Genomic DNA, 25,217 nt, shown 5'->3' on the forward strand with positions numbered 1-25,217 from the left:
GACGCGGCAACCCCACGAGGAAGAGCAGACACCCATGAAGCTGACATTGACGGAGTTCGTGAGCCTTGACGGCGTATCGCAGGGCCCAGGATCCCCGGAGGAGGACACCAGCGACGGTTTCACCCAGGGCGGCTGGCTGGTTCCGCACATGGACGAGGCCTTCATTGACCAGGCCGCACAGTGGCTGAGGCAGGCCGACGGGCTGCTGCTCGGCCGCCGCACCTACGAGGCCTTCGCGCGGGACTGGCCGCAGATCACCGATGCCGACGATCCCTTCACCGCGCTGATGAACAGCCTTCCGAAGTACGTCGCCTCGCACACGCTGGAGGAGGGCAGCTGGAATCCGACGACCATCCTCTCCGGGGACGTTGCCGCGCAAGTCGCCGAACTCAAGGCGATGCCCGGCCGGGAACTCCAGATCCACGGGAGTGCAAGGCTCGCCGGTTCGTTGCTGGCCGCCGGGCTGATCGACGAAATGCGGCTCGTGGTCGCGCTCGTCGTGTTGGGCCACGGCCGCAGGCTCTTCCCGGAGGGCGGATCAGCCGCCGGGCTGCGGCTGACGGGCAGCACCACCACCCCGGGCGGACTGGCCCTGCTGATCTATGAGCGGACCGGGGACGCCAGCTACGCCACCTACACGGGCGTCTCCGACGTCCGCTGAACCGGTTGCGCACGTTGGCCATGTCGTTGAAACGAACCTTTTCGGAATGCGAGGCTTCGAGGAAGTGCCGGTCGGCTGGACTTTGCGTATTTACTGTCCCGGCTCGGTGATCAGCGGTACCGATGTGCTCGAGATTGAATGGGTCTAGCTGCTTGGTCTGGCGAAATTGGTGTTGGTTCGCCGAACTCCAAATTTGCTCCAAATCCAAATTTGGACTTGGAGCAAATTTGGAGTTCGCAAAGCAGGGGATCGTCGATGGAGTGGCCAACGGACGTATCGATGCTTAACGAAAAGCGGGGCGCCGGAGGAAAACCTCCGACGCCCCGCTTCTTCAGGCTGACTTAGCCGAAGTACTTCGGCAGGGTTGCCTCGTGCGCTTCGCGCAGCTCGGCGAGGTCCAGGTCGAACTGACCCTGGATTTCCAACGAGGTGGACGAGGCATCAACGACACCGAGGCGGACCACGGGGAAGTTGCGTGCGGTGGCCATGTCGTTGAAGCGAACCTCTTCGGAGCGCGGAACCGCGACGATGGCGCGGGCCTGCGACTCGGAGAACATGGCGGTGAAGGCGTCGAGGCCGTCACGTGCGCACAGGTCGTCCAGGGCCACACGGGCGCCGACGTTGTAGCGCAGTGCCATTTCGGCCAGTGCCGCGCCGATGCCACCCTCGGAGACGTCGTGGGCGGAGTCGATCATGCCGTCGCGCGAGGCGTTGATCAGGATCGCACCCAGGGTCTTCTCGGCTGCGAGGTCGACCTTCGGCGGCAGGCCGCCGAGGTGTCCGCGGATGTTCGCGAATTCCGAACCGTCGAGCTCGTCGAACGTGGTGCCCAGCAGGTAGATGGCCTGGCCGTCGGCATCCGCGCGCCATCCCGAAGGGGTGCGGCGGGCGACGTCGTCCAGCTTGCCGAGCATCGCGACCACGGGGGTCGGGTGGATCGGGGTGTCGCCGGTCTGGTTGTACAGGGACACGTTGCCGCCGGTGACCGGGACGCCGAGTTCCATGCAGGCGTCGGAGAGGCCGCGAATGGACTCCGCCAGCTGCCACATGACGTCGGAATCCTCGGGGGAACCGAAGTTCAGGCAGTCGGAGACGGCCATCGGCACGGCGCCGGAGGTTGCCACGTTGCGGTAGGCCTCGGAGAGTGCCAGCTGCGCGCCGTGGTACGGATCCAGGAAGGTGTAGCGGCCGTTGGCGTCGGTGGCCAGGGCAACGCCCAGGCCGGTCTTCTCGTCCACGCGGATCACGCCGGCGTCGTCCGGGGCGGCCAGCGCGGTGTTGCCGCCGACGTAGCGGTCGTACTGGTTGGTGATCCAGGACTTGTCGCACATGTTCGGGGAAGCCATCAGCTCAACCAGGGCGGCCTTCAGCTCGTCGCCGGTGGTCGGCAGGTTGGCGCCGGCCTCCGAGGACTTGAAGGTGTCGGCCTGCAGGGCGTCCTGCCATTCCGGGCGGGCGTACGGACGGTCGTAGAGCGGTCCGTCGTGTGCCACGGTGCGCGGGTCGACGTCGACGATGACTTCGCCGTCCCACTTGATGATCAGGCGGCCGGTGTCGGTGACCTCGCCGAGCCAGGAGTACTCTACGGCCCACTTGTCCATGACGGCCTCGAAGGCTTCGATGTTCTCCGGGGAGACAACGGCCATCATGCGTTCCTGCGACTCGGACATCAGGATTTCGCCCGGGGTCAGCGAGGGGTCGCGCAGCAGGACGGAGGTCAGTTCGACTTCCATGCCGCCGTCGCCGTTGGAGGCAAGCTCCGAGGTGGCGCAGGAGATGCCGGCGGCACCGAGGTCCTGGATGCCCTCGACGAGGGAACCCTTGAACAGCTCGAGGCAGCACTCGATGAGCACCTTTTCCGCGAACGGGTCGCCCACCTGGACGGCCGGGCGCTTGGAAGGCTTGGTGTCGTCGAAGGTCTCCGAGGAAAGGATGGAGGCGCCGCCGATGCCGTCGCCGCCGGTGCGTGCGCCGAAGAGCACGACCTTGTTGCCCTTGCCCGACGCGTTGGCCAGGCGGATGTCCTCGTGGCGCATGACGCCCACGGCCAGTGCGTTCACCAGCGGGTTGCCCTGGTAGACGGAATCGAAGACCATTTCGCCGCCGATGTTCGGCAGGCCCAGCGAGTTGCCGTAGCCGCCGATGCCGGCAACGGCACCGTGGATGACGCGTGCGGTGTCCGGGTGGTCGATCGCGCCGAAGCGCAACGGGTCCATCACGGCGACCGGGCGTGCGCCCATGGAGATGATGTCACGCACGATGCCGCCGATGCCGGTGGCCGCACCCTGGTAGGGCTCGATCATCGTGGGGGAGTTGTGCGATTCGATCTTGAAGGTGACGGCCCAGCCGTCGCCCAGGTTGGTCACGCCGGCGTTTTCGCCGATGCCAACGAGCATGTCCTTCTTCATTTCCTCGGTCACCTTGTCGCCGAACTGGCGCAGGTGGTTCTTCGAGGACTTGTAGGAGCAGTGCTCGGACCACATGACCGAGTACATCGCCAATTCGGCCGCGGTCGGGCGGCGGCCCAGGACCTTGACGACCTCTTCGAACTCGTTCTGCTTCAGGCCGAGCTCGGCCCACGGAAGTTCGGTGTCAGGGGTCGCGGCGGCGTTGGCCACGGTGTCCATGTTGAACTTCTTCTGCTCTTCGACGCTCACTTCTGGCCTCCAACAAGGTGGGTCAGGACGGAGGTGAAGAACCCAAGTCCGTCGGTTCCGGTGTGGTCGGGGCCGAATCCGGCCTCCACTGCGTGCTCCGGGTGCGGCATGAGGCCCACCACGTTGCCCGCGGCATTGGTGATGCCGGCGATGTTGCGGCGGGACCCGTTCGGGTTCCAGCCGACGTAGCTGAAGGCCACGCGGCCCTCGGCCTCGAGGGCGTCGAGGGTCTTCTCGTCGGCGACGTACTGGCCGTCCTGGTTCTTCAGCACGATGGTGATTTCCTCACCCCTGGCGTACTGGTTGGTCCAGGCGGTGGTGTTGTTTTCCACGCGCAGGACCTGGTCGCGGCAGAGGAACTTCAGGTGGTCGTTCTTCACCATGGAGCCTGGCAGCAAGTGCGATTCGGTCAGGATCTGGAAGCCGTTGCAAATGCCCAGAACGGGCAGCTTGGCATCGGAGTTCGCGGCGTCGATGATGTTGCTCATCATCGGTGCGAAGCGTGCGATGGCGCCGGCGCGCAGGTAGTCCCCGTAGGAGAAGCCACCCGGAATGACGACGGCGTCGACGTTCTGCAGGTCGTGGTCGGCGTGCCACAGTGACACGGCCTCGGCCCCGGTCAACCGGATGGCGCGAGCTGCGTCGCGGTCATCAAGGGTTCCGGGGAACGTGATGACGCCGATGCGGGCGCCGTTCAGCTCGGTGCTCGGCGTCGAGTAGTCGCCGATCAAGGGGAGTTCGGTTGCACTCATTAGTCTGCGACAACCTCGACGTTGACAACGTCTTCGATGACCGGGTTCGAGAGAAGGGTTTCGGCGGCCGTGCGGGCCTGGGCCAAGATTTCCTCGGTCACCTCGCCGTCGACGGTCAGTTCGAACCGCTTGCCCTGACGTACTTCGCTAAAGGCGGTGAAACCAAGACGGGGCAGTGCTCCGACGATGGCCTTGCCCTGCGGGTCAAGAATCTCGGGCTTGGGCATAACATCAACAACGATCCGGGGCATCCGGGTTCTCCTGTGCGCGAAGGGTGGTTATACGCTTGCGGAGGTGCCGTCTCACGCCAAGGTGTCGGCGCTCCGCGAGCTTGCTCACTAAGTCTACCGGCAAGCCTTGGGTCCGCTGATTCGGGCAGTTGGCGGCGTGATGTTTCCCCGTGATAGCTACCGGCGGGTATCTGCGGATCGGTGTGCGCTTAAGCTGTTTAAATGGATAAAGATGAACGCTGCCCATGCAATACGGGAGAAATCTACGGTTCCTGCTGTGGCCGATATCACCTTGGCTATTCGGATCCGCAGGCGCCGGCGTGGCCCGCAACCGCAGTTGAGCTGATGCGTTCGCGCTACAGCGCCTTCGCCCTGATGCTCCCGGACTACCTGCTTGCCACTTGGCATCCGAGCACCCGCCCCGCAGAGCTGGATCTTGACGAGGCGATCGTGTGGAAGAACCTGGAAATCGTGCGCACCGAGGCCGGAGGCCCCTTCGACCAGACTGGCGTCGTGGAGTTCGTTGCCCGCTACGGGCTGCTTGGCCAGCGCGAATACCAGCACGAGGTCAGCGACTTCGTGCGCGAGGGCGGCTGCTGGTACTACCTGGACGCTGTGGAGTAGGGCACATTCGCGAATAAATCGGGTTCTGTACTGGTTGGTACAAATGAAGCAGGCGCTGCTTCGCCCAAAACTTCCGCCCCGAAAGAGGTCGCCACGATGAGTGAACAGACGATGAAAGCCATGGCCTACGCGAGCTATGGAGGTCTCGACAAGCTGGAACAGCTCGAGCTTCCCCGCCCCAAGGTAGGACCCGGCAGCGTGCTGATCCGCGTCAAGGCCGCGGGCGTGAACCCGGTCGACTGGAAGGTCATGGGTGGTTATCTCGATGCGATCATGGACGTCACCTTCCCGGTCATTCCCGGATGGGACGTTGCGGGCGTCGTCGAGGCCGTCGGCTTCGACACTCCCGAGTTCAAGGTCGGCGACGAGGTCTACGCCTACGGTCGACGCGACAGTGTGCACTTCGGCTCGTTCGCCGAATACATGGTGCTTCCCGCTTCGACCGTGGCGCACAAGCCCGCCGCTTTGTCCTGGGAAGAGGCCGCGGCACTTCCGCTGACCGGAGGCACCGCCCAGCGCGCCCTGGATGCCTTGGACCTCAAGCCGGGCCAGACCCTGCTGATCCACAACGGCTCCGGCGGCGTGGGCCAAACGGCCATCCAGCTTGCCGTGGTGGCAGGGGTTCGCGTCCTGGCCACCGGTTCCGAGAAGAACCACGAGATCCTGGCCGCCCTCGGCGCCGAGCCGGTGACCTACGGCGAGGGAGTGGTCGAGCGTGTTCGTGCACTGGCGCCCGAGGGCGTCGACGCCGTCGCGGACTTCCACGGCGGAGCGCTCGAAGCCACCCTCGCGGTGCTCAAGGAATCAGGTTCCCACGCCTCCATCGCCGATGGCTCGGTCATGGGCCACGGCGGGCACTTCATTTGGGTGCGCCCCGACGGCAAGGAACTTGACCGCCTCGGCGCGCTGGTGAATGACGGCAAGCTCAAGATCAACGTCGTCTCCACGTACCCGATGCAGGAAGCCGCCGCGGCATTCGGCGAAAGCATGGCGGGACATGCCGGCGGCAAGATCGTGCTGACGGAGTTCACCAACTAGTCTCCGGTGTTGGGTTTGCCTGCTTCGTAATTGACGAGCGCAGGACAATACAGATTGGTTCGGCGCAAGGCCCGCGACGGTGTGCGGGCCCTGGGTCGAACTTTTCTTTGCCGGTTGTTCGGCAATTCGTGTTGTTTCCAGGGGTTGAACCTGCCCTCTGGCCGGTTGGGCCGGCTTTCGAGGTCGGGACCCCGTGAGAGCATGCGGTCGCTTAGTGCGGGCAGGACTGCTCACCGGCGATCGGCTGACCAGTTCTCCCTATCTGATGATGGACGCATCACCTGGAGGGCGTCGATCTTGACCAATGCCCGGTATGTGGCCCCGATGAGCAAGATTATTCCTACGATGCCAAGCAATCCTCCGAGGATGCCTATGCCCATGAACAATACGGTTAGATCAGTGGAGGGATTGCTGATGGCGGCTCTAGTGCCGAACGTCATTGCAATGAAAACAATTAACGGGCTAGCGAGAGTAAAGCTAATGCCGCCTACGTAAAGACCTGCTGCGTTTTTGTACTTCATGTTTCCCCCTTGAATGAAACTAATAATTGAAGATTACATGGCGATGTGGGCCGCTCGAACTGTCGTCAGAGGAACCGTCGTGTGGATTTCAGCTATTGCTTCGAAGCTTGTAGCTATCTGCTGTTGAGGCCCCCAAAGCTGACGAGCCAGTGCGCGAACATAACCAATACGTAGTTCCCGCCACGCAACAAATCCTGCTATTTCTCAACCGCGGTACCTTGGCGAAGAAAGAGTCCCAGGCCTTTTCTCGGCACTGCGCGGATCCGCCGTTCAGTTTGATCATCAAATCACTTAGGGAACGTTCATTTAGCGATTTTTGGACATAAAGATGACTGTTGCATACGTAATTGTTGGTGCAATCGCTCACCGGATCCGATTACACCCCGAAGTCGAAGTCTTGACATTAAATGCACTCCCGCTTTGATAGCATTCCTTGTTTCAGGCTGCGACGGAGTGCGCCGGTGAGTCTCTTTAGGTCATCCAGCTTGTCCATACCGGTGGTGCATATTTTCTTCTAGAAGATGTCCGAGGAAATGTTGGCCTCGGCGCAGACACACACCGGACATCTGTCCTACGGTGGTTGGATGCGAGGCACGCTACGCAATGGCCCGGGTCGTCTGGCAACATTCGACCGCTTCCTTGTCCGCGCTGTCTCGCGGCAGCCGTCCGGTCCGCAGGATATGTTTTTCAGCGACCTCTCCGCGGCGGCCACGAAGGGCAAGCTCTGGTTCGCCATCGCAGGGGGCTTCGCACTGGTTCCCGGCAATCCGCGCCGGGCAGCCGTGCACGGGCTCCTGGCGCTAGGAACCGCCTCGGCCGTCACCAATCTGGTCTTCAAGACCCTGCTCCCACGGGCCCGACCCCTGCCCGAGGATCTCCCGATCTTCCGTTTCGTGCATCCACAGCCCACCAGTTCGTCCCTGCCCTCGGGGCATTCGGCCTCCGCCGTGGCGTTCACCCTGGGTGTCGGGTTGGTGTCGCCGGCACTGGGTGTCGTTCTTGCCCCGGTTGCAGCGGGAGTCGCCTACTCCAGGATCCATACGGGGGCCCATTGGCCCTCGGACGTATTGTTCGGCTCCGTGATCGGAGTCGGGGCGGCCATACTGACGCGGAACTGGTGGCCGGAGCGGCAGACGGCCCCATCCAATGGCCGTACGCCGGCCGAGGCGCCCGCCATCGACGACGGCGAGGGACTGAGTATCGCGGTCAACGTGCGGGGCGGCTCCTACTCGCCGGATACGGTTGTGCTGCTTCGGGAGACATTTCCCCAGGCGCACATCCACGAACTCGAGGAGGGCGGGGACGTTGCTGCCGCCATCCAAGCGGCCGCCGCCCGGCCCGGGACCAGGGCCCTGGGCGTGTGGGGCGGCGACGGCACAGTGGGGTCCGCTGCCGCTGCCGCCGTCGGGCACTCCCTGCCACTGCTGGTCCTGCCCGGTGGCACGTTGAACCACTTTGCCCGCGACGCCGGTGTGGCCACCCTCGCGCAGGCAGCGGCGGCAGCCGCGGCGGGGACAGCCGTCTCTTCGGATTTCGGGCTGGTGACGGTGGGGCGCGGCATCGAGGGTGCCGACGAAACACTCGAGCTGACCATGCTCAACACGGCGAGCATCGGGGTCTACCCCAACCTGGTCCGGCGCCGCGAACGGCTCCAGTCGGCGCTGGGGAAACCACTGGCCGGGCTCGTGGCTGGCCTGCGCACCTTCGCCCTGGAATCGCCCACCACCCTGAAAATCGACGGAGTGCGGCACAAACTGTGGATCCTCTATCTGGGCCGGGGCCGATACTACCCGCGGGACGTGGCGCCCTTGGCGCGGCCGGTGCTCGATGACGGCGTGCTGGACATCCGCATGGTCACCGCCGACGGTTCTTTCGCACGGCTCCGCCTGCTCTGGGCCGTGCTCACCGGGACGGTTGCCTCCACCAAAGTCACGCACCTGAGCGAGGCGTCCCGGCTAAGCATCGAAGCGGTCGGCGAGCCGCTGGTCCTGGCCGTGGATGGCGAACCGCTGCCGGGCGTCCGGACGGCGGAATTCACCGTGCAGCGCGGGCAGCTGCGCGTGTACTCGCCGTTGGGCGGCGGGAAGAACCAGTGAGTGTCCCCTGAGGGAACCGACCCGTTGCCACCCCGGTTCAGGGCACCGGCCTGGGCGGGAGAGCCACGACGGCTGGTCCTTGGATGACGCTGCCGTCGGTGGCGAAGCGGGAACCGTGGCAGGGGCAGTCCCAGGTGGTGTCGGCGGGGTTGAAATCCACGATGCAGCCCAGGTGCGTGCAGACGGCCGAGACGGCGTGGACGTTTCCTTCGATGTCCTTGTAGACGGCGGTGCTCTCGCCACCTACCTCAAAGACCGTCCCCTCGTCGGGGGCCAGTTCCGTGCGCTTGGTGGTGGCCGTCGCGGCCTCGGGATTCTCTGCTGCCGACGGTTTCACGCTGTCCGCCGGGGCGGCGCGGTTGCTGTCGAACACCGCGGCCCACGGGTTTTCCCTGCCGGTGAGGGTGTCGGCAAGGATCAAGGCGGCGGCGGTTCCGTTGGTCAACCCCCATTTGCGCAGGCCGGTGATCACGTACACGTGCTTGGCCGTGGGGGACATGAGCCCGACGTAGGGCAGGCCGTCGAGAGGGATGCCGTCCTGCGTCGACCACCGGTACGCGACCTCAGTGATGCCGAGGTGGTCGCGGGCGAAGGCGGCCAGCCTGCGGTACCGAACGGCGGTGTCGCCGGCCTCGGAAGCGGGGTGGCCTTCGCCGCCGGCGAGAATGTAGCTCTTTCCGTCAATTCCGACTGTCAGGATGGAGCGCATCGGTTCATCGACACTGATGAACGTTGCGTCCAGCGGAGGGTTGTCCACCAGGCCCGCGACGAGGTAGGAACGGTGCGCACGGGACCGGGCGTCGTACCGGCCGTGGTCGCCGAACGGCACGTTCGTGGCGACGATGACATCGCGCGCCCGGACGCTGCCGTTCTCGAGAGTGACAACGCAGGGGGAGCCCTCCCGGATGCCCAGTGCACGCGCCCCCTCGAAGACGAAGCTGCCCTGACCGTCGACAGCCAGGGCAAGACCCTGGAGATACTTCACGGCATGCACCTGCGCCTGGTCGTCGAACCGGACCGCGCCCTTGACCGGGAACGGCAGCGGCACCTCGGTGGTGAACGTGGCCGGAAGGCCGAGGTCCGCGGCAAGGTCCGCTTCGGCGCGCACACGCGCAAGGGCCTCGTCGGTTTCGGCGTAGGTGTAGTTCGCGACGCGGCGGAAGTCGCAGTCGATGCCTTCGGTGGCCACCATGTCCGCGATGTGGCCGAGCGCGGCCTCGTTGGCCTGCCCATAGGCGCGGGCGGTGTCGATGCCGTGGCTGTCGCGGAGTTCCGTGTAGGCGAGCCGCTGCAGGGAGGTGACCTTGCCGGTGGTGTGGCCGGTGACGCCGGTTCCCACGTGGGCGGTTTCGATCACCGCGACGGTCCGGCCGGCGCGCTTCAGCGCCAACGCGGCGGTCAGCCCGGCGATGCCGCCGCCGATCACCGCGACATCCACCTCCACCTCCCCACGCAGGCCGGGGTATTCGGTGGTTCCGCCGGTGGCAACCCAGAGGGACATCGGTTCGCCCTCGAGCCTTTCATTGTTGGATGCGGCACTCATTGCTTCTCCTCCGGATTGCCCAGCGCTTTACGAAACTTTTCTGGCTGCGCCGGGAACCGCCGGCTGCGGTGACTAGCCAGGGCTCGAGCGTGACCATGTCTCGATCATGGCGTTTCGTTCGGGGTATATCAATGGGCGTCCGGTTCAGGCTGCGTAGATGGTGACGGCGGTGGCCTTGACCACGAAGTATGCCTTGGTGCCCGGTTCGAGTGCGAGGTCGGCCATAGCCGCCGGCGTGATGTCGGCGGACAGCTCGCCGGCCCGGACACGGATGTGGCCGCCGTGCGGTTCGAGGTCGGTGATGGTTGCCTCGAAGGTGTTTCGGGGGCTGCCGTGCGGGGCAGAGAGGAACACGGAGACCGCCGACGGCGGGAACGCGGCGGTTGCCGTTGCCCCGCGGACAAGTGGCACCTCGCTGGTGCCAGAGACATCTCCGTAGGGAGTGCTGATTCCCTCAGCGGTGACGGATCCCGTGACCAGGTTCAACCCGGCGAGCCCGGCGGCAAACCGGCTGCGGGGCCGGTTGAGGACTTCCCTGGTGGGACCAGCCTCGGTGACCCGGCCATTTTCCATGATGGCAACATGGTCGGCGAGCATGAGGGCGTCCAGGATGTCGTGGGTGATGATGATGGCGTTGCGGCCATCCAGCACGTGCTTGAGCAGTCGGCGCATCTGCGGTGCTGCGTGGATGTCCAAGGCCGCCATGGGCTCGTCCAACAGCAGCAGATCCGGTCCCGCGGCAAGGGCCCTCGCGACGGCAACCCGCTGCGCCTGTCCGCCGGAGAGCTCGCCGGGACGCCGCTTCGCGAGGGAATCGGTGTTTGTCGCAGCCAGCCAGATGGATGCCGTTCTTCTGGATTTCGCGGGCGATTCGCCCTTGCTGCGCGGGCCGAAGGCCACGTTGTCGAGGACGCTCAGGTGCGGAAACAAGAGGGGTTCCTGTGCCAGAAGCGCGGTTCCCCGGGAATGCGGTGGTTCCCAATGCGGCTTGTGCGCGGTGAGATCGAACAGGGTCCGGTCCCCGATGGCCGCCCTTCCGGAGTCCGGGCGGAGCAGGCCGGCAATGATGGACAGGAGCGTCGACTTGCCGGCGCCGTTGGGCCCCAAGACCGCCAGGGTCTCCCCGGGACCGAGCGCCAGCGAGACCTTGAAGTTTCGGGCCTCGAGCGTGGCTTCGAAGTGGAAAGTCACTGTGCCGCCTGCATCAATGCCACGTTCTTTCGCGGGCTCCGGTAGGCAAGGCCGACGACCGCGGCCGCCACCGCAACCAGGACCAGGGACAGTGCCACGGCGGCGTCGGCATCGGTCTCGCGCTGAAGGTAGATTTCCAGCGGCAGGGTCCGGGTGACTCCCTGCAGGCTGCCCGCGAAGGTCAGCGTCGCCCCGAATTCGCCCAGGCTGCGGGCGAAGGAGAGCACCGCGCCGGAGGCAAGCCCGGGGAGGACCAGCGGGAGCGTCACCCGGCGCAGGACCGTCGTGGGTCGTGCGCCCAACGTGGCGGCAACGGCCTCGTATTGGCTGCCCGCGGTGCGCAGGGCGCCTTCGAGGCTTACGACAAGAAAGGGCAGGGCGACGAAGGTCTGGGCCATGATCACGGCAGTTGTGGAAAAGGCGATCTGTATTCCGGCCAGTTCAAGGCTTTTGCCGAGCAGCCCCTGGCGACCGAAGGTGTAAAGCAGCGCGATGCCGCCTACCACGGGCGGCAGGACCAGTGGAAGCAGGATGAAGGCGCGCAGCAACCGCTGGCCCGGGAAGTTCCCGCGGGCAAGCACCAGGGCCAAAGGAACACCGAGGATGATGCACAGGGCGGTGCTGGCCGTCGATGTGCGCAGGCTCAGCCCGAGTGCCGTCAGCGACGACTCCGAGGTGATCAACGGGATGAACTGGGACCAATTGACCTTGGCCACCATCGCGACGAGCGGGAGCATGACAAACACGGCCCCCGCCGTCGCGATGGCATAGACCCATGGCGGTACCGCGGTGTATCCGGTGCCGCCGCGTCGGTGGGTAAGGCCCTTACGGAGTGCCGAATCCGGCATTGGTCAGGACCTTCTTTCCTTCGCTGCCCGTCACCGTGTCGATGAAGGCCGCGGCGAGTTCCTTGTTCTTGCTGGTCTCAACGGTGGCGATCGGGTATGTGTTCACGGCCTTGGCCGATTCCGGGAACGTGATTCCCTTGACCTTGTCCCCGGCGCCCTTGACGTCGGTGACGTAGACGAGGCCGGCATCGGCCTCGCCGGAAGTCACCTTGCCCAGCACATCGGTGACGGACGCTTCCTCGCTGACCGGCTTCAACGTCGTGCCGGAGGCTTCCTCGACGGTTTTTGTCGCCGCACCGCAGGGAACCTGCGGGGCGCAGATGACGACCTTGATGCCCGGCTTGGCCAGGTCGGCGAAGGCGGCGATCGAGGCGGGGTTGGATGGAGGAACCGCGATCTCGAGGACGTTGGTCGCGAAGTCGACCGGGGTGCCGCCGACCAGTTTCGCGTCGGCGAGCTTGGCCATGTTCTTCGTGTCTGCCGAGGCAAAGACGTCGGCCGGGGCGCCCTGGGTGATTTGGGTGACCAGATCCGAGGACCCGGCGAAGCTCAGGGTGATCTTGGTGCCCGGGTGCTTGGCTTCGAAGTCGGTGGCCAACTCGGTGAACGTCGACTTCAGTGAAGCCGCCGCGAACACCGTGATCGATCCGGACAAGCCGGTGGACGCGATTGCTCCCGAGCTGCTGGGCGAGGGACTTCCCGCGCTGGTCGTTGAGCAGCCCGCGAGCCCGGCAGCCAAGGAGCCCGCAACGAAGACGGCCGCGATGTTCTTGCGAAGATTTCTCACACGATGCTCTTTCCCTGAGGGGTTTCGATGATCACGGTGGTTGCCTTCACGACGGCCGTGGCGATGGATCCGAGTTCAAGACCCAGCTCCCTGACGGCTTCGCTGCTCATCAGCGAAACGACCCGGAACGGGCCGCACTGAAGCTCCACCTGGGCCATGACGGTGTCTGCGGTGATGCCCGTGACCAGGCCGACGAAGCGGTTGCGCGCCGACGAGACCACCTGGGCAGGGTCGTCCGGGTGCTGGGCTTGCTTGCGTGCAAGGTGCGCCAGCTCCAACCCGTCAACGGCAAGCCGGCCGGAGCTGTCTTTGTGGGGTTCAAGGGTTCCGTTCTCCGTCCAACGACGGACGGTGTCGTCACTGACACCCAGGAAGCGTGCTGCTTCGGAAACTCGAATTTTCGGCATAGCCCCATACTCTCCTAAATGCGGAGTTTTCTGGTATCAAATTCCGCAAATCGGGACGAATGTTTCTTTCGTCAGTGCACCTACGAGCGCTCGCGGGCCTCCGGACCGTGGAGTTCCAACGCACGGAAAAGCTGTCCGGACCGAAGGGGGGTGCCCCTATCTTTGAAATGCTCCCCGGAACTTGGACTGAATAATTCGTTGGCTTTTGTCTCGGTGAGGGCGTTCTCGGCGTTGACCCGTGAGTCGACTGCCTGGGCAATGTCGTTTGCGGCCTGCATGCGCAGATCGTTTTGCGCTTGAAGCTGTTCAAGGATTCGGGTTGCTGCGTCGCTCATATGATCATCTCCGGTGGTGTCGGAAGCCAGCGGCGTGAAGTGCGGCCGGCTGCAATGTTGTTTCAATTGGCGTTGCACTGGTCGGAGGTGTCGCCCTCGGAAATTTCTGCTCATGGCCGCCCCGACGTCTGACTGGCACTGTCCGAATCGCTCCGCCTTCGGGCTACCCTTCGTCGTCGAAGCCTACGTGTGCCAGACGGTGCAGCATGAGCGCGACATCAAGCCGGGTGCGGCCGGCCGAGGTGGACGGGTCGTAGCCCAGGGCCGCGGGCAGCTTCTGCAATCGGGCACCCATCGTCGAATGGTGCACCCCGGCCTCGGCCGCAAGGGCGCGTTGGCTGGCGCCGTCGACGAGGGCGCGCAGCATCCTCCCGGTCCACGGGCCGGTGGTCAGCTCGTCGATCGCCCGGGCATCGGGGTGTGCCGTGGCCCGCTGGTCCTCCGTCTCGGCGAGGGACAAAAGTGCGCCGAGGTCGGCTGCCCGCACGACGGGGCGTTCACCATCGGTGAGCCGCAACGCGATGAGCGCGGAACGCCACGACTCGCGCAGGTCGCCGGCGGACCGGGCCGCGATGCCGATGCCGGCCCGCGAGGCTGGGGCACCGTCATTCGGTGCGAGTACGGCGCGGACTATCCCGAACCGCGTCCCGATCGTCGCATGCGGGAGTGCTCGGCCCAGGGGGACCGCGGCGGGAACCGCGATGGCGTGGGTGGTTGCGTGGGCGCCGAGGGACAGGCGGGCGGCTGCCTCGGCACGCTGTTCGTCGGTGGCATCGCCGGCCAGCAGCACTTCGATCGCGCGCCGAGTGGGAGCCAAGGTGTCGAGCCGCCGCGAGAGGATCGACAGCGCAATCGCGACCCGCTCGAGCACCATCGCGTCGTTCGCGTGCGGCGCGTCCATGCGTTCAAGCCACACCACGGATCCCTCGCCGGCCGGGGCGGAAGGCCAAGTCTCGGGCGACCCGGCAGGCAGCTCGGTGCCGTCCGCGGCGAAGCGCCGGCCCGACTGCTGGCCGTCCCCGCGATGGCCGATCGGCGCCCCGCAGAGCACTGCGGCTCCGCGCAGCATGCCCTCGGCCCCGACGCGGCCGTCGATGAGTTTGTCGAAGTAGGTGATGACCTTGAGCGACTCGCTCGCCTCCGGGTCCAGGGCGTTGAGCCTGCCCGAAAGTTCCTTCATCGCCCATTCCCCTTGCGTCGCCGGTGCACCCCATCCTATGTGGACGGGGTGCACCTGATGGTGATTCGGGGAGTGTGTCAGGCCTCGAGCATGCGCGTGAGCCAGCGGTTGCGGGTGTCGACCATCGCGATCGACACCTGGGCCTGCGGAGCGAGGCCGTCGAACCCGTGGAACCCGCCGGGCCAGACGTGCAATTCAGCGGTGCCTCCCGCCGCCCAGATCTGCGAGGCGTACGCGACGCACTCGTCGCGGAACACCTCCGCGCTGCCCACGTCGATGAAGGTCGGGGGCAACCCGGAAAGGTCCTCGGCACGCGCCGGGGCGGCGTAGACCGACACGTCGTTCGTGCCACGGCGGTCGCCGAGGAGCGCGTTCCACCCGGTGAAGTTGCTGGTGCGGTCCCAGACGCCGATGCCCTGGAACTGGTGGGAGGAGACGGTTTCGTTGCGGTCGTCGAGCATCGGGTAGATGAGCAGCGAGGCGCGCAGGGCCGGCCCCTGCCGGTCGCGGGCCAGCAGGGTGACGCCCGCGGACAGGCCGCCTCCGGCGGAGGCGCCTCCGACGATGATCCGGGCCGGATCGATGCCCAGCCCCGCGGCGTTCTCCGCGGTCCAGACGAGTCCCGCGTAGCAGTCCTCGACCGGTACTGGGTCGGGGAACTCGGGGGCGAGCCGGTACTCGACGCTCACGATCACTGCGCCGTGGCTGGCGACGAAGGGGAGGAAGGACTGCACGCCTGCGAACCGGTTGCCGATCACCATGCCGCCTCCGTGGATGTGGTAGATCCCGGGGCCCATGGTGTCCTGGCCGGGGCGGCGGTAGATCGAGACGACGATCTCGTCGCCGTCACAGCCGGGGATCGTGCGCTCCTCGTGGACGGCCCCGACGCTGGCGACCAGCTCGTCGAACGCGGGGTCGGAGGGCATCTGCCGCATGAGCGGGATCATTTCCGGGGTGAAGGTGGGAGGGATGACCCCGGCGACGAGGCCGAGTGCGGCGTCGAGCTCGGGGTCGAACGGCGGGGCGGTGTAGCTGGGCATGGCGGACCTCCAGGGGTAGGGTCGCCGCGACGGTGCGGCCTTGTTTGACGATGGTTCAATGCTCGCAAAGGCGGCAGGCTGCCGCGACCGCCATCCGCGGCCGATTGCGGCCCCGGCGCCCGCCACGTGGCGGGTCGCTGCGTCGGGGGAAGGTGGAGACGACCGGTCGTGCGCCGCAAGTGATCGAATGTGGGCTGTCTTTCATGGCTCGCGCGGGAGAACCGACGTACCGGTTAAATTCCCAACCGAAATCGTCCACCGAAATCCCAGAGCGTCATCCTGGGAGTCTTCACCGGTTCCTGCCATCGACAGAAGGACTTGGAATACAAGCGATGCTTGTATTCCAAGTCCTTCTTAACGAATCTTTCCAACTATGGCCGATCCTCTTCGCAACTGATCGGAGATGACGTCCTAGATTGCTGAAACGATCCAGATCACCAAGGCAATTGCCACAAGAACGCCCACGATCGTCCATACAAGGTTGCTTCCACGCATGTCACTTACTTCCGTTCTCTTCGTAGTTACTTTTCATCATCGGCTTACTGGACCTGCACTACAAGACAAACTGCGCCTATCCAGGGGGCCGATCTGTACGGGCCAGCGGGGGGACGGCTCATTGAACCAAGATTTGCAACGCCCGAAGTGACTATTCGTAGACTCTTTGAACCGAAGGCCAGCGGTCTTCGACTTCCAAGGAAGTAGACGTTCAGGCCTTCTTGCCCGATGCGGTTGCCGGACACATGCGTGAATCCTGATCCCCGGAATACGCTTAGCTATGGACGCGCAACGGAAGACATTGCACGCCGAACACAAGGCCTCACTTACCAAGGGCCAGCGGGCGGCAGACTACATGCGCAATAGCATGGGCAGCTGGCCGTTCGTGGTGGGATTCCTCGTTTTCATACTTGTCTGGGCCGCTACCAACACCTGGGTGCTGGCGTCCCGCTCATGGGATCCGTCCCGTACATCCTGCTCAACCTTTTCTTGTCCACGCTGGCGGGCCTGCAGGGGGCCATCCTGCTGACCGCGGCCAAGCGCCAGGACGCGATCGCGGCTGCCATGGCGCAGCATGACGACGGCACGAACTTGGAGGCCAAGGCCGAGATCGAGCAGCTGATGGCCATCAACGATCAGCAGCTGAAAATCCTGAGGGAGTTGCAGGCACTGACTTCGACGGGACGAACCGGCGTCACGGCCACGGAAGGGATGTGAGGCTGAGAGACACCTTCGTGCGGTCAGCGGGATAGGCTGCAGCGCCCCAGGAATCCCCGGCTACCCGGCGAGCACCCGGTCAAGCGCGTCGACCACGAAGTCGGCGCTTTCACGCGTCAGGCACAGAGGCGGCTTGATCTTCAGGACGTTGCGCCGTTCGGAGGTGGGCTGCGTGATGATGCCCAGGCCGAGCAGTTGCTCGCAGACCAGTTGTGTTTCCTCGACCGCGGGCTCGCTGGCGGTTCCCGGCTTGATCAGTTCGACGCCGAGGAACAACCCGGTGCCGTGCACGTGGCCGATGACCGGGTGGCGCGTTGCCAGCTCGGTGAACCTTTGGAGCAGGTAGTCGCCCAGCTCGGCCGCGTTTTCCATGAGTTTTTCGTCGCGCATCACGTCAAGCACGGCGAGGCCCGCCCGGCACGCCACGGGGGAGCCGCCGGTGGAGGAGAAGAACTGCCCCTCGTTCACCAGGGATTCGGCGATCTTCCGTGTGGTGAGCACTCCGCCGATCGGGAACCCGTTGCCCATGGGCTTGGCGATGGTGACGATGTCCGGAACCACGCCCTGCAACTCGAACGCCCACTGCCGTCCCATGCGGCCGAACCCGACCTGCACCTCGTCGGCGATGCAAACCCCGCCGGCCGCGCGCACGGCGCGGTAAACTCCGGCCAGGTAGGCCCCGGGTAGCAGCACGCCGCCTGCGTTGCCCAGTACCGGTTCGGCGATGAACGCCCCGACGGGGGTGCCGTTCGCGCCAAGTTCGGCGATGCGTTCAGCGGCATCGGCCGCGTACGCGGGGCCGGCACCGGTTCCTGTGTGGCTGCCGCGCAGCGGGTGCGGGACCTCCAGCAGCTCGACCCAGTCGGGGCGGCTGTCGCCGGCGTGCGGGTTGTCGAACGCGCTGGTGGTCACCGCATCCGCGGCCATGGACCAGCCGTGGTAGGCCTCGCGCAGCGCGACAACCGTGTTTCGGCCCGTGGCGGCGCGGGCAAGTTTCAGCCCGAGCTCCACGGCCTCCGAGCCGCTGTTGACCAGCAGCACCGTGTCCAGCCCGGAGCCCGCGGGGGCCAGGTCGACCAGCCGCTGCGAGTAGTCGGCCAGGGCCCGGTAGAGGAAGCGCGAGTTGGTGTTCAGCAGCCGCAGTTGGGCGGACGCGGCATCGGCAACCGCGGGGTGCCCGTGACCGATGGAGGTGACGTTGTTGACCAGGTCCACGTAGGAGCGGCCCATGGTGTCCACCAGGTGGTGGCGCCAGCCGCGCTCGAACTGCGGCGGGTCGTCGAAGAAGCGCTCCTGGGCGGGGGAGAGCAGGGCGTTGCGGCGGTCCTGTTCGGCGTGCGGACCAGCGGCGGAGTTTTCCGTTTCCAGCCCGAGCAGCGCCGACGGGTCAAGGGCCAGCCGCAGCCATGCGCCGGCCAGCTCCGGGGTCGTGAAGAGGGGAACTTCGGCCGGTGCCCCGGCGCCGACCCGTTGGAGGGACAGCGGGGCGGGCAGTTCCCGCGAATCGAACGACTCCGCAGGAACCCGGGCAATGAACTCGCCGCGGGCCACTGCCCGGGATTCGCCCTCCAGCAGTGCCCCGGTGAGGATCACGCGCTCGCCGGAGTCCGAAACCACTTCCACCCGGTCGGTGCCGGCCAATAATTGGCCTTCCCAGGGTGCTGTGAACCCGAGCGGTTCGCGCGTGTAAAGCTGGACGGCCAGCGGGATGGTTGCCCCGGGTTCCGCGGCATCCCGCACGTTCCGGGTCAGCCGGGCCCGACCGTGGGGCAGCAGGACAACCGGATGCCGTTCCAGCGCCGCGGTGAGCAGTTCCCCCTCGATGCCCGGAACCGTCCAGCGACCGGCATCAAGCAACGGGGACTCCACACCCAGGTCCAGCACGGCGTGGCCGTCCAGCGCAACGATCGGCGTTGCCGCGGCTGCCGGGACAGCCGGGTCGTGGCGGTGGAAGCCGAGCGCGGCTAGCACCGCCTCGGTGCCGACCTCCAAAGGCATGGCCGTGGCCGACTCGAAGATCGTCCACTCGTGGTCCATGCGTTCGGCCGCGTATTCGTTGTCGGCCTCCAATCCGACCTGTTCCCACCCGGAGGCGATGAGCACTGCGGCCCTCAGCACCACCAGGGGCCAGAGCGCCCGGGCCTCGGCCTCGGACAGTGGGCTCTCGCGGTGGAACGCCGCGGCGGTCGCCAAGATCGACAGCGGTCGGGCGGCACGGTGGTGCAGCAGGGACGAGCAGAGCACCGCCAGCTCGGCCACGCGCCATCCGTGGCCCAGGTCGCCGAAGTCGATTACGGTTCCCTGCGGCCGTCCCGATTCCGGGTCGATGACGAACGCGACGATGTTGTCATCCGTCAGGTCGCCGTGGAGGGGCTGGACGGGAAGCGAACCCTCGAGCGGGGCCAGCAGCCGGTGGGCCGCGTCCGCCGCCGCGGCAACCGCCGTGGCCTTGGAGACATCCGCGATGGCCGGGAGCAGCCGTTGCACCACCTCGAACCCGCGGCGCATGTCCCACTGCAGCTCGCGTTCGAGCCCCGGGTGCTTGAAGTCTGCCAGCGTGCGCGAGACGGACGCGGCAAGGGAACCCAGCCCGGAAAGCGTCGCATCGCCCAGGTAGCCGGCGTCGACCAGCGTGCCGCCGGAGACGAATTCGAAGAGCCGCAGGTGCCGCACGGTGTCCCCGGCGTCCGCGACCCGCTGCAAGGTTTGCCCGTCGAGGCCGGGCAGGACCATGGCCGCCGAAACACCGTCGCCCGCGGCGCCGGAAGCGAACAGTGCGACGGCCTCGTTCTGGGCCAGCAGCTCCTTCTCGCCAAAGACTGCGTTGTCCACCTTCAGGACCCGGCTCCGGCCGTCCGCCGAGGTGAGCAGGAAGTTCCTGTCCTGGTTGCTGCCCAGCTCGACCGCCTCGGCCTCCAATCCGAAGAAGCGCAGCGCCAGCACGGACGCCTGCCGCTCGTCGATCATCGGCCGCGCCATCGGAATGGCGTCGACCGTGGGCTCTGAAACTGCGGATTCGTTGGTGCTGCTTGGGGTTTGCAACGGATTTCTCCAAAAACGAGGGGCGGCAATGTGGCTTGCACCACACTATCGCCCCGTTGGCGTCCCCTCCAATGTTCCCTACGGCGTTCCCGGCTCGCGTGGCTGAAAGCTCCCCGGGGCCCTGCCGTCTGCAGTCTCGCCCCTATCGACTGACGCTGCTGTCGAGCTGTCTCTGGACCGCCGGCGGCATGCTCAGGGACCCCCGAGCTTCACTTTGTAGGAAGGGACTAGCTCCAGGTCGATGTTGGAGGGGTCGATTCCGGCGTCAATGAGCAGCTTCTTGAGCGATTCGGCATCGGGAAGTGGCAGTGGGCCGGCGGCCCGCACGACCACGCCGTCGTGGGTGGTGTTTACCTGAAGCAGGACCCAGCCACCTGCCTTGGTCCATGCTTCGGCCACCGAGCGAACGCTGCTTTCCCGCAGCGCATTGCGGCTGCTGCTGATGCTTGAAATCGTGAGCGGGATTCCGACGATCAACAACATGGAGACGATGGCAAGGGTCGCGTGTCGCCGGTTGACGGGCTTTCTGCCGGCTTGTTCTCCCCCTGCGTGGCCGTCGGCCGGAGGAACCCGGCCAACACCGTAGAAAGCCATCACGGCAATGCCCGTTACAAGGATCGCGGCGACGTTGGTGGTGAACAGCAGCAGTGCCCCGAGCGATTGGGAGTAGGCCCCCGATTCGAGGGTGAGTCCCGCGACGGCCAGGGGCGGGACAAGGGAGATTGCTATGGCGACGCCCGGGAGCGTGTCGGAAATGTCGCGGCGGATGAGCGCGATTGACCCGACGACACCTGTTCCCAGTGCCGCGAGCAGATCCATCAGTCCGGGGTTTACCCGGCCGGCGACTTGCGTGTTGGTGGCGGCCACGACCTCGTTCGCCACGCTCAGGCCGATCAGGTAGCCGATGGCGACCGATGCGGAGGCTCCCGCGATGACAAGCGCGATCGACCGAACAAGGTTTGTTCGGTCGCCCAACACCGTCGAAAGCACGGTCCCTTGGATGGGCAGCAGCATGGGCGCGACAATCATCGCTCCGATCACGGTCGCCGTTGAGTCCGCGACGACACCTGCGGAAGCGATGATCGTGGAAAGGATGAGCAGGATCCAGAACCGGTTGAGCCGTTGCCGGCGCTCGGGTGCCTCGAACAGGACGGCATCGCGCATGCTTGCGACCGTGTTCCGGATTGATGTGGTGCCGTTGTCCATCGGGCCTCCTCGGAACCTTGGTGGGGTCGCGGATCCGCAACATCGGGTTCGGGCCCGGCGTGCTTAGTGAGTACCCTAGTACGGGTTCGCGGTCATCCGGTAGCGTCCGGACCCATGGGTTCCCCGAGGTAGGTCGATGCGGTCGCAGTGCCGCGGTGCGGGCATTCGGCGTGCTTTCGGACTGAGGTTTAGCCTGTCGGGTTTGTTGTTTTGGCCGATGGCCGATGGCACTCCGCCGGCGCCCAATCGGCCGCTGGCGGAGTGTCGGGGGTCGGCGCTCCGACCATCCCGAATCGGGAATGGCCGGCCTCAGTGGTCCAGGGTGACGGTGCGCAGGTCGAGTCGGCGCAACACGCGGTCCACCAGCTCGGGGTCGTTGCCGGGCTCGTTGCGCGCTTTGAGCATTTCCTCGCGGGCGGCGTCCAGCGCCTCGCGCTGCACGTCGTCCATGATGGTGAGGACCTGCTTCAGGCGCAGCATCTTTTCCGGGTCGTGCTCGAAGTCGGCCTCCAGGATGGTGTGCAGCGAGGACATGCGGCGGGCCAGCGCGTCGCGCCGTTTCTGAGGCAGCGCGGCCGCGGCCTGCGAGCGTTTCATGGTTTCCAGCGCGACCTTTTCCGCGCGGCGGGCCAGCGAGCGCTGCTTGCGTTCCTCCGCGGCGTGGTCGTTGGGCAGCTTGAGCGCACGCATCAGGGCAGGCAGCGTCAGTCCCGGGACCACCAGGGTGGCGACCAGCACGGCGGCGGCCGTGGCGACCACGAAGTTGCGGCCCTCCAGCGGCTCGCCGTTGGCCATCGTGGTCGGGAGCGCGAGCGCCAGGGCCAGCGTCGCCAGCCCGCGCATGCCGCACCAGGTGAGGACCAAGACCTCCTTGAGCGAGCCCGGCGTGTGGTTCTTGCGCTCGGTCCCGCCCATCTTGAACATCGCCATCATCCACAGGAACCGCACCAGGATGACGGCGATGCAGATCGCCGCGATGCCGGGGATGAACGTGAACAGGTTCCGGCCCTCGTCCTCGATGATGTAACGCATCTCGATGCCCACCAGGCCGAAGGCAACGCCGGTGGTCAGCAGCTCCACGACCTCCCAGAAGGCGGTGCGGGTCAGGCGTTCCTCGGAGTCCTGCGGCCGCGCGCGGCGCCCCAGTTCCAGGGCCGTGACAACCACCGCGACAACGCCGGAGAAGTGGACCTCTTCGGCCAGAAGGTAGACGGCGTAGGGCGCCACCAGCGTGGCGGCCGAACGGGCCACCAGGTTGGGCACAAAGCGGTTGAGCGTGCCGACGACCCAGGCCATGGCAAGGCCCAGCACCACGGCGCCCGCGGCGCCGATCAGGAACTTCGGAACGACTTCCCAGCCGACCTCGCCGCCGCTGACGGCCGCGGCGACCGCGGCCTGGAAGATCACGATCGCCATCGCGTCGTTGAACAGGCCCTCGGTCTGCAGCACGGTGATGAGCCTGCGCCGCATCTTGACCTTGGTGGCGATGGCCTCGACGGCCACCGGGTCGGGTGGGGCAACGATCGCACCCAGCGCGATGGCCATCGGGAGGCTCAGTGCCGGGGCGATGAACCAGGCCACGCCGGCTGCCACGGCGGTTGTCACAACCACCAACAGGACCGCAAGCAACACCAGCGAACGCCAGCGCAGGCGGAAGATCGACCAGGAGCTTCGCTGGGCGGCCGCGTAAAGCAGGGGCGGCAGGAAGAGCGGCAGGATGAGCTCGGGATTGATGTGGACTTCCGGAATGAAGGGCAGGAACGCCGCCCCGGCGGAAAACACGAGCATCAGGATCGGGTAGGGCAACCGTATTCGCTCGCCAAGTCCCGCGACGAGCACCGTTCCGAACAGCAGGCCAACCAACAACAGCAAGAATTCCACGTTTTAGCCCCTTTCCCGAGTCTCGATTTTTTCACACCCACGTGTCGGCCGTGTTAACGGGGACTCCGCGTGACGCGAACGATCTGGACCCATAAAATTACGTGCAAACTGGTACTTTTACGGACGTGGAAAGGTCTGGCATAGTGACTTCCACCACATGGAAACATGAAACGAGAGTATAGTTCTCAAAATGCAATGCCTTGGGTTTCCGGCGAAGTACGCGTCAAGCGTGCCCGCCCCGGCGGTGTGGCGGCGCTTGGCCTGCGGGCGGGGGATTCCCGAACGTGGACCTTGCACCAGCGATATATGTGAACACGCAATTTCCACCCAATGACAACCATGGCGTCATGGCCGGTGTCGGCTCCCCCGGGAGTCCTGCGGCCCGATTCGCCCCCACAGTGCCCGAGCGGTGTGGGAAAGCCCAGGGAGAAATCTATGCCTCGCACCACGTCCCCCAACGTACGGGTGGCCCCCGGAATCCCGCTGAAAATGAGTGCCATCGTTGGATTCCTGATTTTCGTGGAGTTCACCAGCGGTTTCGTCCAGGGTTTCTATATCCCCCTGTATGGCTCCCTGACCAATAGGCTGGACATCACCGACGCCGACGTCACCTGGTTCGTGACGCTGTGGACGCTTTCCGCCGCCGTCTGCATCCCGGTGCTGGCCAAGCTCGGCGACATCTTCGGCCACCGGAAAATGCTCAGGATCGCCGTGGTCGCGGTGCTGGTCGGCGTATGTTTTGTGGCGTTCTCGCAGAACTACGCGCTGGTGCTCATCGGACGCATCCTGACCGGCCCGCTTTCGGTCTGGCTGCCGCTGGAAATCGCCATGGTCCATGACCGTATCTCCGGGGAGGGCGCCCGCAAGTCGGTCGGCCTGCTGATTTCCTTCCTGACCATCGGCGTGATCGTGGGCATGCTGGCCTCCGGCGCCATCGCGGGCCTGAACTGGAACTTCACGGCGGTGCTGCTGGTTCCGGCGGCCGTCACGGCGCTCTGCGTGCTGGTGGTGTTCTTCCTGGTTCCCGAATCGACGGTCAGGTCCGCCTCGACCGTCGACTACCTGGGCTTCCTGGGACTCGGTGCCTCGATGGTGACGCTGCTGCTGGGCCTGAGCGGGATCCAGAAGTACGGGATTTCCTCGCCGCAGGTGATCCTGCTTCTGCTGCTGTGCGTGGCCATCACCGTGGCTTGGGTGTTCTGGGAATCCAGGACCGCCTGCCCGGCCATCGACCTCAAGCTGGTCTGTTCGCGGCTGATGTGGCCGCCGTACCTGACGGCCTTCCTCTTCGGCATGGTGATGCTCGGAACCCAGACGATCGGCACGACCTTCCTGGCCGCGAAGCCCGAGGTGGTGGGCTTTGGTTTCGGCCTGGGGCCCGGCATGATTTCCCTCCTGAGCGCGGGAATCACGCTGATGAGTTGCATCGCCGCCGGAATCTTCGCCTACGTCGCCCGGGGAATCGGCATGCGTGGAGTGCTGCTGCTGGGCGTGTCGATGGGGGCGACGGCGAACCTGCTGCTGGTCCTCTTCCACGACGTCTTTGCCATGGTGCTGGCCTACCAGTGCCTCACAGGCCTGGGCTTCGGCATGCTGCTGGGCGCGCTCCCGTCGCTGGTTGCCGAGCTGTCCCCTGCGGACCAGACCGGAATCGCCGCGGGCATCTACAACTCGCTCAAGACCCTGGGCGGTGCCGTTGGCGGCGCGGTCTTCGGCGTCATCCTCGCGTCCGCGATCGGGCCGGGCGGCGGCGCATCGATCTCCTCCTACCAAACGGTCTGGGTCATTTGCATCGCGGCGCTGGGCCTGTGCATCGTCTCGCTGCTGTTCATGCGCACGGAAAAGGCCCCGGAGTCGGCCAAGTCGCGCCCGGCCATGCCGCTGGCCGAGGAAGAACTCAGCACGTCGGTGCGCTAAGCCCGGCCGCTGTCGCGCTACCGTTCAGGTGTGGGCCTTGGCCCGCACC

At 65.9% G+C, this 25,217-nt stretch carries 20 protein-coding genes and 1 pseudogene; 6 read left to right on the forward strand and 15 right to left on the reverse strand.

Translation table 11 applies throughout. From position 1 onward, the window contains the following. Nucleotides 1–34 precede the first annotated feature (34 nt). Nucleotides 35–661, forward strand: coding sequence for a dihydrofolate reductase family protein (locus ACIQLF_RS07865; RefSeq protein ID WP_400296514.1), 627 nt, complete (start codon nucleotides 35–37; stop codon nucleotides 659–661). A gap of 341 nt (nucleotides 662–1,002) precedes the next feature. On the opposite strand, the gene purL is transcribed toward ACIQLF_RS07865, so the two are convergent. The 3 genes from purL to purS are packed head-to-tail and all read right to left on the reverse strand — an operon-like array spanning nucleotide 1,003 to nucleotide 4,321. Beyond that, complete coding sequence (purL, locus tag ACIQLF_RS07870) at nucleotides 1,003–3,288, reverse strand: phosphoribosylformylglycinamidine synthase subunit PurL (protein WP_400297068.1); 2,286 nt, start codon at nucleotides 3,286–3,288, stop codon at nucleotides 1,003–1,005. Nucleotides 3,289–3,314: 26 nt separating this feature from the next. Beyond that, a complete protein-coding gene (gene purQ, locus ACIQLF_RS07875) occupies nucleotides 3,315–4,070 on the reverse strand; it encodes a phosphoribosylformylglycinamidine synthase subunit PurQ (RefSeq protein ID WP_400296517.1) in 756 nt (251 codons plus the stop codon). Further along, nucleotides 4,070–4,321, reverse strand: coding sequence for a phosphoribosylformylglycinamidine synthase subunit PurS (gene purS / locus ACIQLF_RS07880; RefSeq protein ID WP_210002491.1), 252 nt, complete (start codon nucleotides 4,319–4,321; stop codon nucleotides 4,070–4,072). The genes purQ and purS overlap by 1 nt, the downstream gene beginning before the upstream one ends. A 201-nt stretch (nucleotides 4,322–4,522) precedes the next feature. On the opposite strand from purS, the gene ACIQLF_RS07885 reads away from it, so the two are divergent. Beyond that, a complete protein-coding gene (locus tag ACIQLF_RS07885) occupies nucleotides 4,523–4,924 on the forward strand; it encodes a YchJ family protein (protein WP_400296521.1) in 402 nt (133 codons plus the stop codon). A gap of 111 nt (nucleotides 4,925–5,035) precedes the next feature. Continuing rightward, nucleotides 5,036–5,962, forward strand: a complete 927-nt coding sequence (locus ACIQLF_RS07890; RefSeq protein ID WP_400297071.1) for an NADP-dependent oxidoreductase — start codon at nucleotides 5,036–5,038, stop codon at nucleotides 5,960–5,962. A 230-nt stretch (nucleotides 5,963–6,192) separates the two neighbouring features. Here the strand turns inward: ACIQLF_RS07890 and ACIQLF_RS07895 are convergent, their stop codons facing one another. After that, nucleotides 6,193–6,483 carry a hypothetical protein gene (locus ACIQLF_RS07895; RefSeq protein ID WP_400296524.1) on the reverse strand — a complete coding sequence of 97 codons (291 nt, stop codon included), beginning with the start codon at nucleotides 6,481–6,483 and terminating at the stop codon, nucleotides 6,193–6,195. A gap of 584 nt (nucleotides 6,484–7,067) precedes the next feature. Here ACIQLF_RS07895 and ACIQLF_RS07900 point away from each other — a divergent pair. Beyond that, nucleotides 7,068–8,579 (forward strand): bifunctional phosphatase PAP2/diacylglycerol kinase family protein, encoded by a 1,512-nt coding sequence (locus ACIQLF_RS07900; RefSeq protein WP_400296526.1) that lies wholly within the window; start codon nucleotides 7,068–7,070, stop codon nucleotides 8,577–8,579. Between the two features lie 37 nt (nucleotides 8,580–8,616). Here the strand turns inward: ACIQLF_RS07900 and ACIQLF_RS07905 are convergent, their stop codons facing one another. The 8 genes from ACIQLF_RS07905 to ACIQLF_RS07940 all read right to left on the reverse strand — a co-directional run bounded on the left by ACIQLF_RS07905 (nucleotide 8,617) and on the right by ACIQLF_RS07940 (nucleotide 15,910). Beyond that, nucleotides 8,617–10,122, reverse strand: coding sequence for an FAD-dependent oxidoreductase (locus ACIQLF_RS07905; protein ID WP_400296529.1), 1,506 nt, complete (start codon nucleotides 10,120–10,122; stop codon nucleotides 8,617–8,619). Nucleotides 10,123–10,266: 144 nt separating this feature from the next. Then, nucleotides 10,267–11,313: a sulfate/molybdate ABC transporter ATP-binding protein gene (locus ACIQLF_RS07910; protein WP_400296532.1), complete on the reverse strand. Its 1,047-nt coding sequence runs from the start codon at nucleotides 11,311–11,313 to the stop codon at nucleotides 10,267–10,269. Continuing rightward, nucleotides 11,310–12,161 carry an ABC transporter permease gene (locus tag ACIQLF_RS07915; RefSeq protein WP_400296534.1) on the reverse strand — a complete coding sequence of 284 codons (852 nt, stop codon included), beginning with the start codon at nucleotides 12,159–12,161 and terminating at the stop codon, nucleotides 11,310–11,312. The genes ACIQLF_RS07910 and ACIQLF_RS07915 overlap by 4 nt, the downstream gene beginning before the upstream one ends. Beyond that, a complete protein-coding gene (gene modA / locus ACIQLF_RS07920; protein ID WP_400296536.1) occupies nucleotides 12,139–12,948 on the reverse strand; it encodes a molybdate ABC transporter substrate-binding protein in 810 nt (269 codons plus the stop codon). Before modA ends, ACIQLF_RS07915 begins: the two co-directional genes overlap by 23 nt. Beyond that, complete coding sequence (locus ACIQLF_RS07925; protein WP_400296538.1) at nucleotides 12,945–13,355, reverse strand: molybdopterin-binding protein; 411 nt, start codon at nucleotides 13,353–13,355, stop codon at nucleotides 12,945–12,947. Before ACIQLF_RS07925 ends, modA begins: the two co-directional genes overlap by 4 nt. Nucleotides 13,356–13,435: 80 nt before the next feature. Further along, nucleotides 13,436–13,768: a hypothetical protein gene (locus ACIQLF_RS07930; RefSeq protein WP_400296541.1), complete on the reverse strand. Its 333-nt coding sequence runs from the start codon at nucleotides 13,766–13,768 to the stop codon at nucleotides 13,436–13,438. 85 nt (nucleotides 13,769–13,853) lie between these two features. Then, nucleotides 13,854–14,870 (reverse strand): helix-turn-helix domain-containing protein, encoded by a 1,017-nt coding sequence (locus tag ACIQLF_RS07935; RefSeq protein ID WP_400296544.1) that lies wholly within the window; start codon nucleotides 14,868–14,870, stop codon nucleotides 13,854–13,856. A 77-nt stretch (nucleotides 14,871–14,947) separates the two neighbouring features. Beyond that, on the reverse strand, nucleotides 14,948–15,910 hold the full coding sequence (locus ACIQLF_RS07940) for an alpha/beta hydrolase (RefSeq protein WP_400296546.1): 963 nt from the start codon (nucleotides 15,908–15,910) through the stop codon (nucleotides 14,948–14,950). Between the two features lie 862 nt (nucleotides 15,911–16,772). Between ACIQLF_RS07940 and ACIQLF_RS07945 the strand changes: the two are divergent. Continuing rightward, nucleotides 16,773–17,122, forward strand: a pseudogene (locus ACIQLF_RS07945) (DUF1003 domain-containing protein). 60 nt (nucleotides 17,123–17,182) lie between these two features. On the opposite strand, the gene ACIQLF_RS07950 reads toward ACIQLF_RS07945, so the two are convergent. The 3 genes from ACIQLF_RS07950 to ACIQLF_RS07960 all read right to left on the reverse strand — a co-directional run bounded on the left by ACIQLF_RS07950 (nucleotide 17,183) and on the right by ACIQLF_RS07960 (nucleotide 23,251). Further along, nucleotides 17,183–20,164 (reverse strand): aminotransferase, encoded by a 2,982-nt coding sequence (locus ACIQLF_RS07950; protein WP_400296548.1) that lies wholly within the window; start codon nucleotides 20,162–20,164, stop codon nucleotides 17,183–17,185. Nucleotides 20,165–20,356: 192 nt separating this feature from the next. Beyond that, a complete protein-coding gene (locus ACIQLF_RS07955; protein WP_400296551.1) occupies nucleotides 20,357–21,370 on the reverse strand; it encodes a DUF389 domain-containing protein in 1,014 nt (337 codons plus the stop codon). A 309-nt stretch (nucleotides 21,371–21,679) separates the two neighbouring features. Continuing rightward, nucleotides 21,680–23,251, reverse strand: coding sequence for a cation:proton antiporter (locus ACIQLF_RS07960; protein ID WP_400296554.1), 1,572 nt, complete (start codon nucleotides 23,249–23,251; stop codon nucleotides 21,680–21,682). A 435-nt stretch (nucleotides 23,252–23,686) separates the two neighbouring features. Between ACIQLF_RS07960 and ACIQLF_RS07965 the strand changes: the two genes are divergently transcribed. Continuing rightward, complete coding sequence (locus ACIQLF_RS07965; RefSeq protein WP_400296556.1) at nucleotides 23,687–25,168, forward strand: MFS transporter; 1,482 nt, start codon at nucleotides 23,687–23,689, stop codon at nucleotides 25,166–25,168. Nucleotides 25,169–25,217: the final 49 nt, after the last annotated feature.

Source organism: Paeniglutamicibacter sp. NPDC091659, from assembly GCF_044756805.1.
Lineage (GTDB): Bacteria > Actinomycetota > Actinomycetes > Actinomycetales > Micrococcaceae > Paeniglutamicibacter.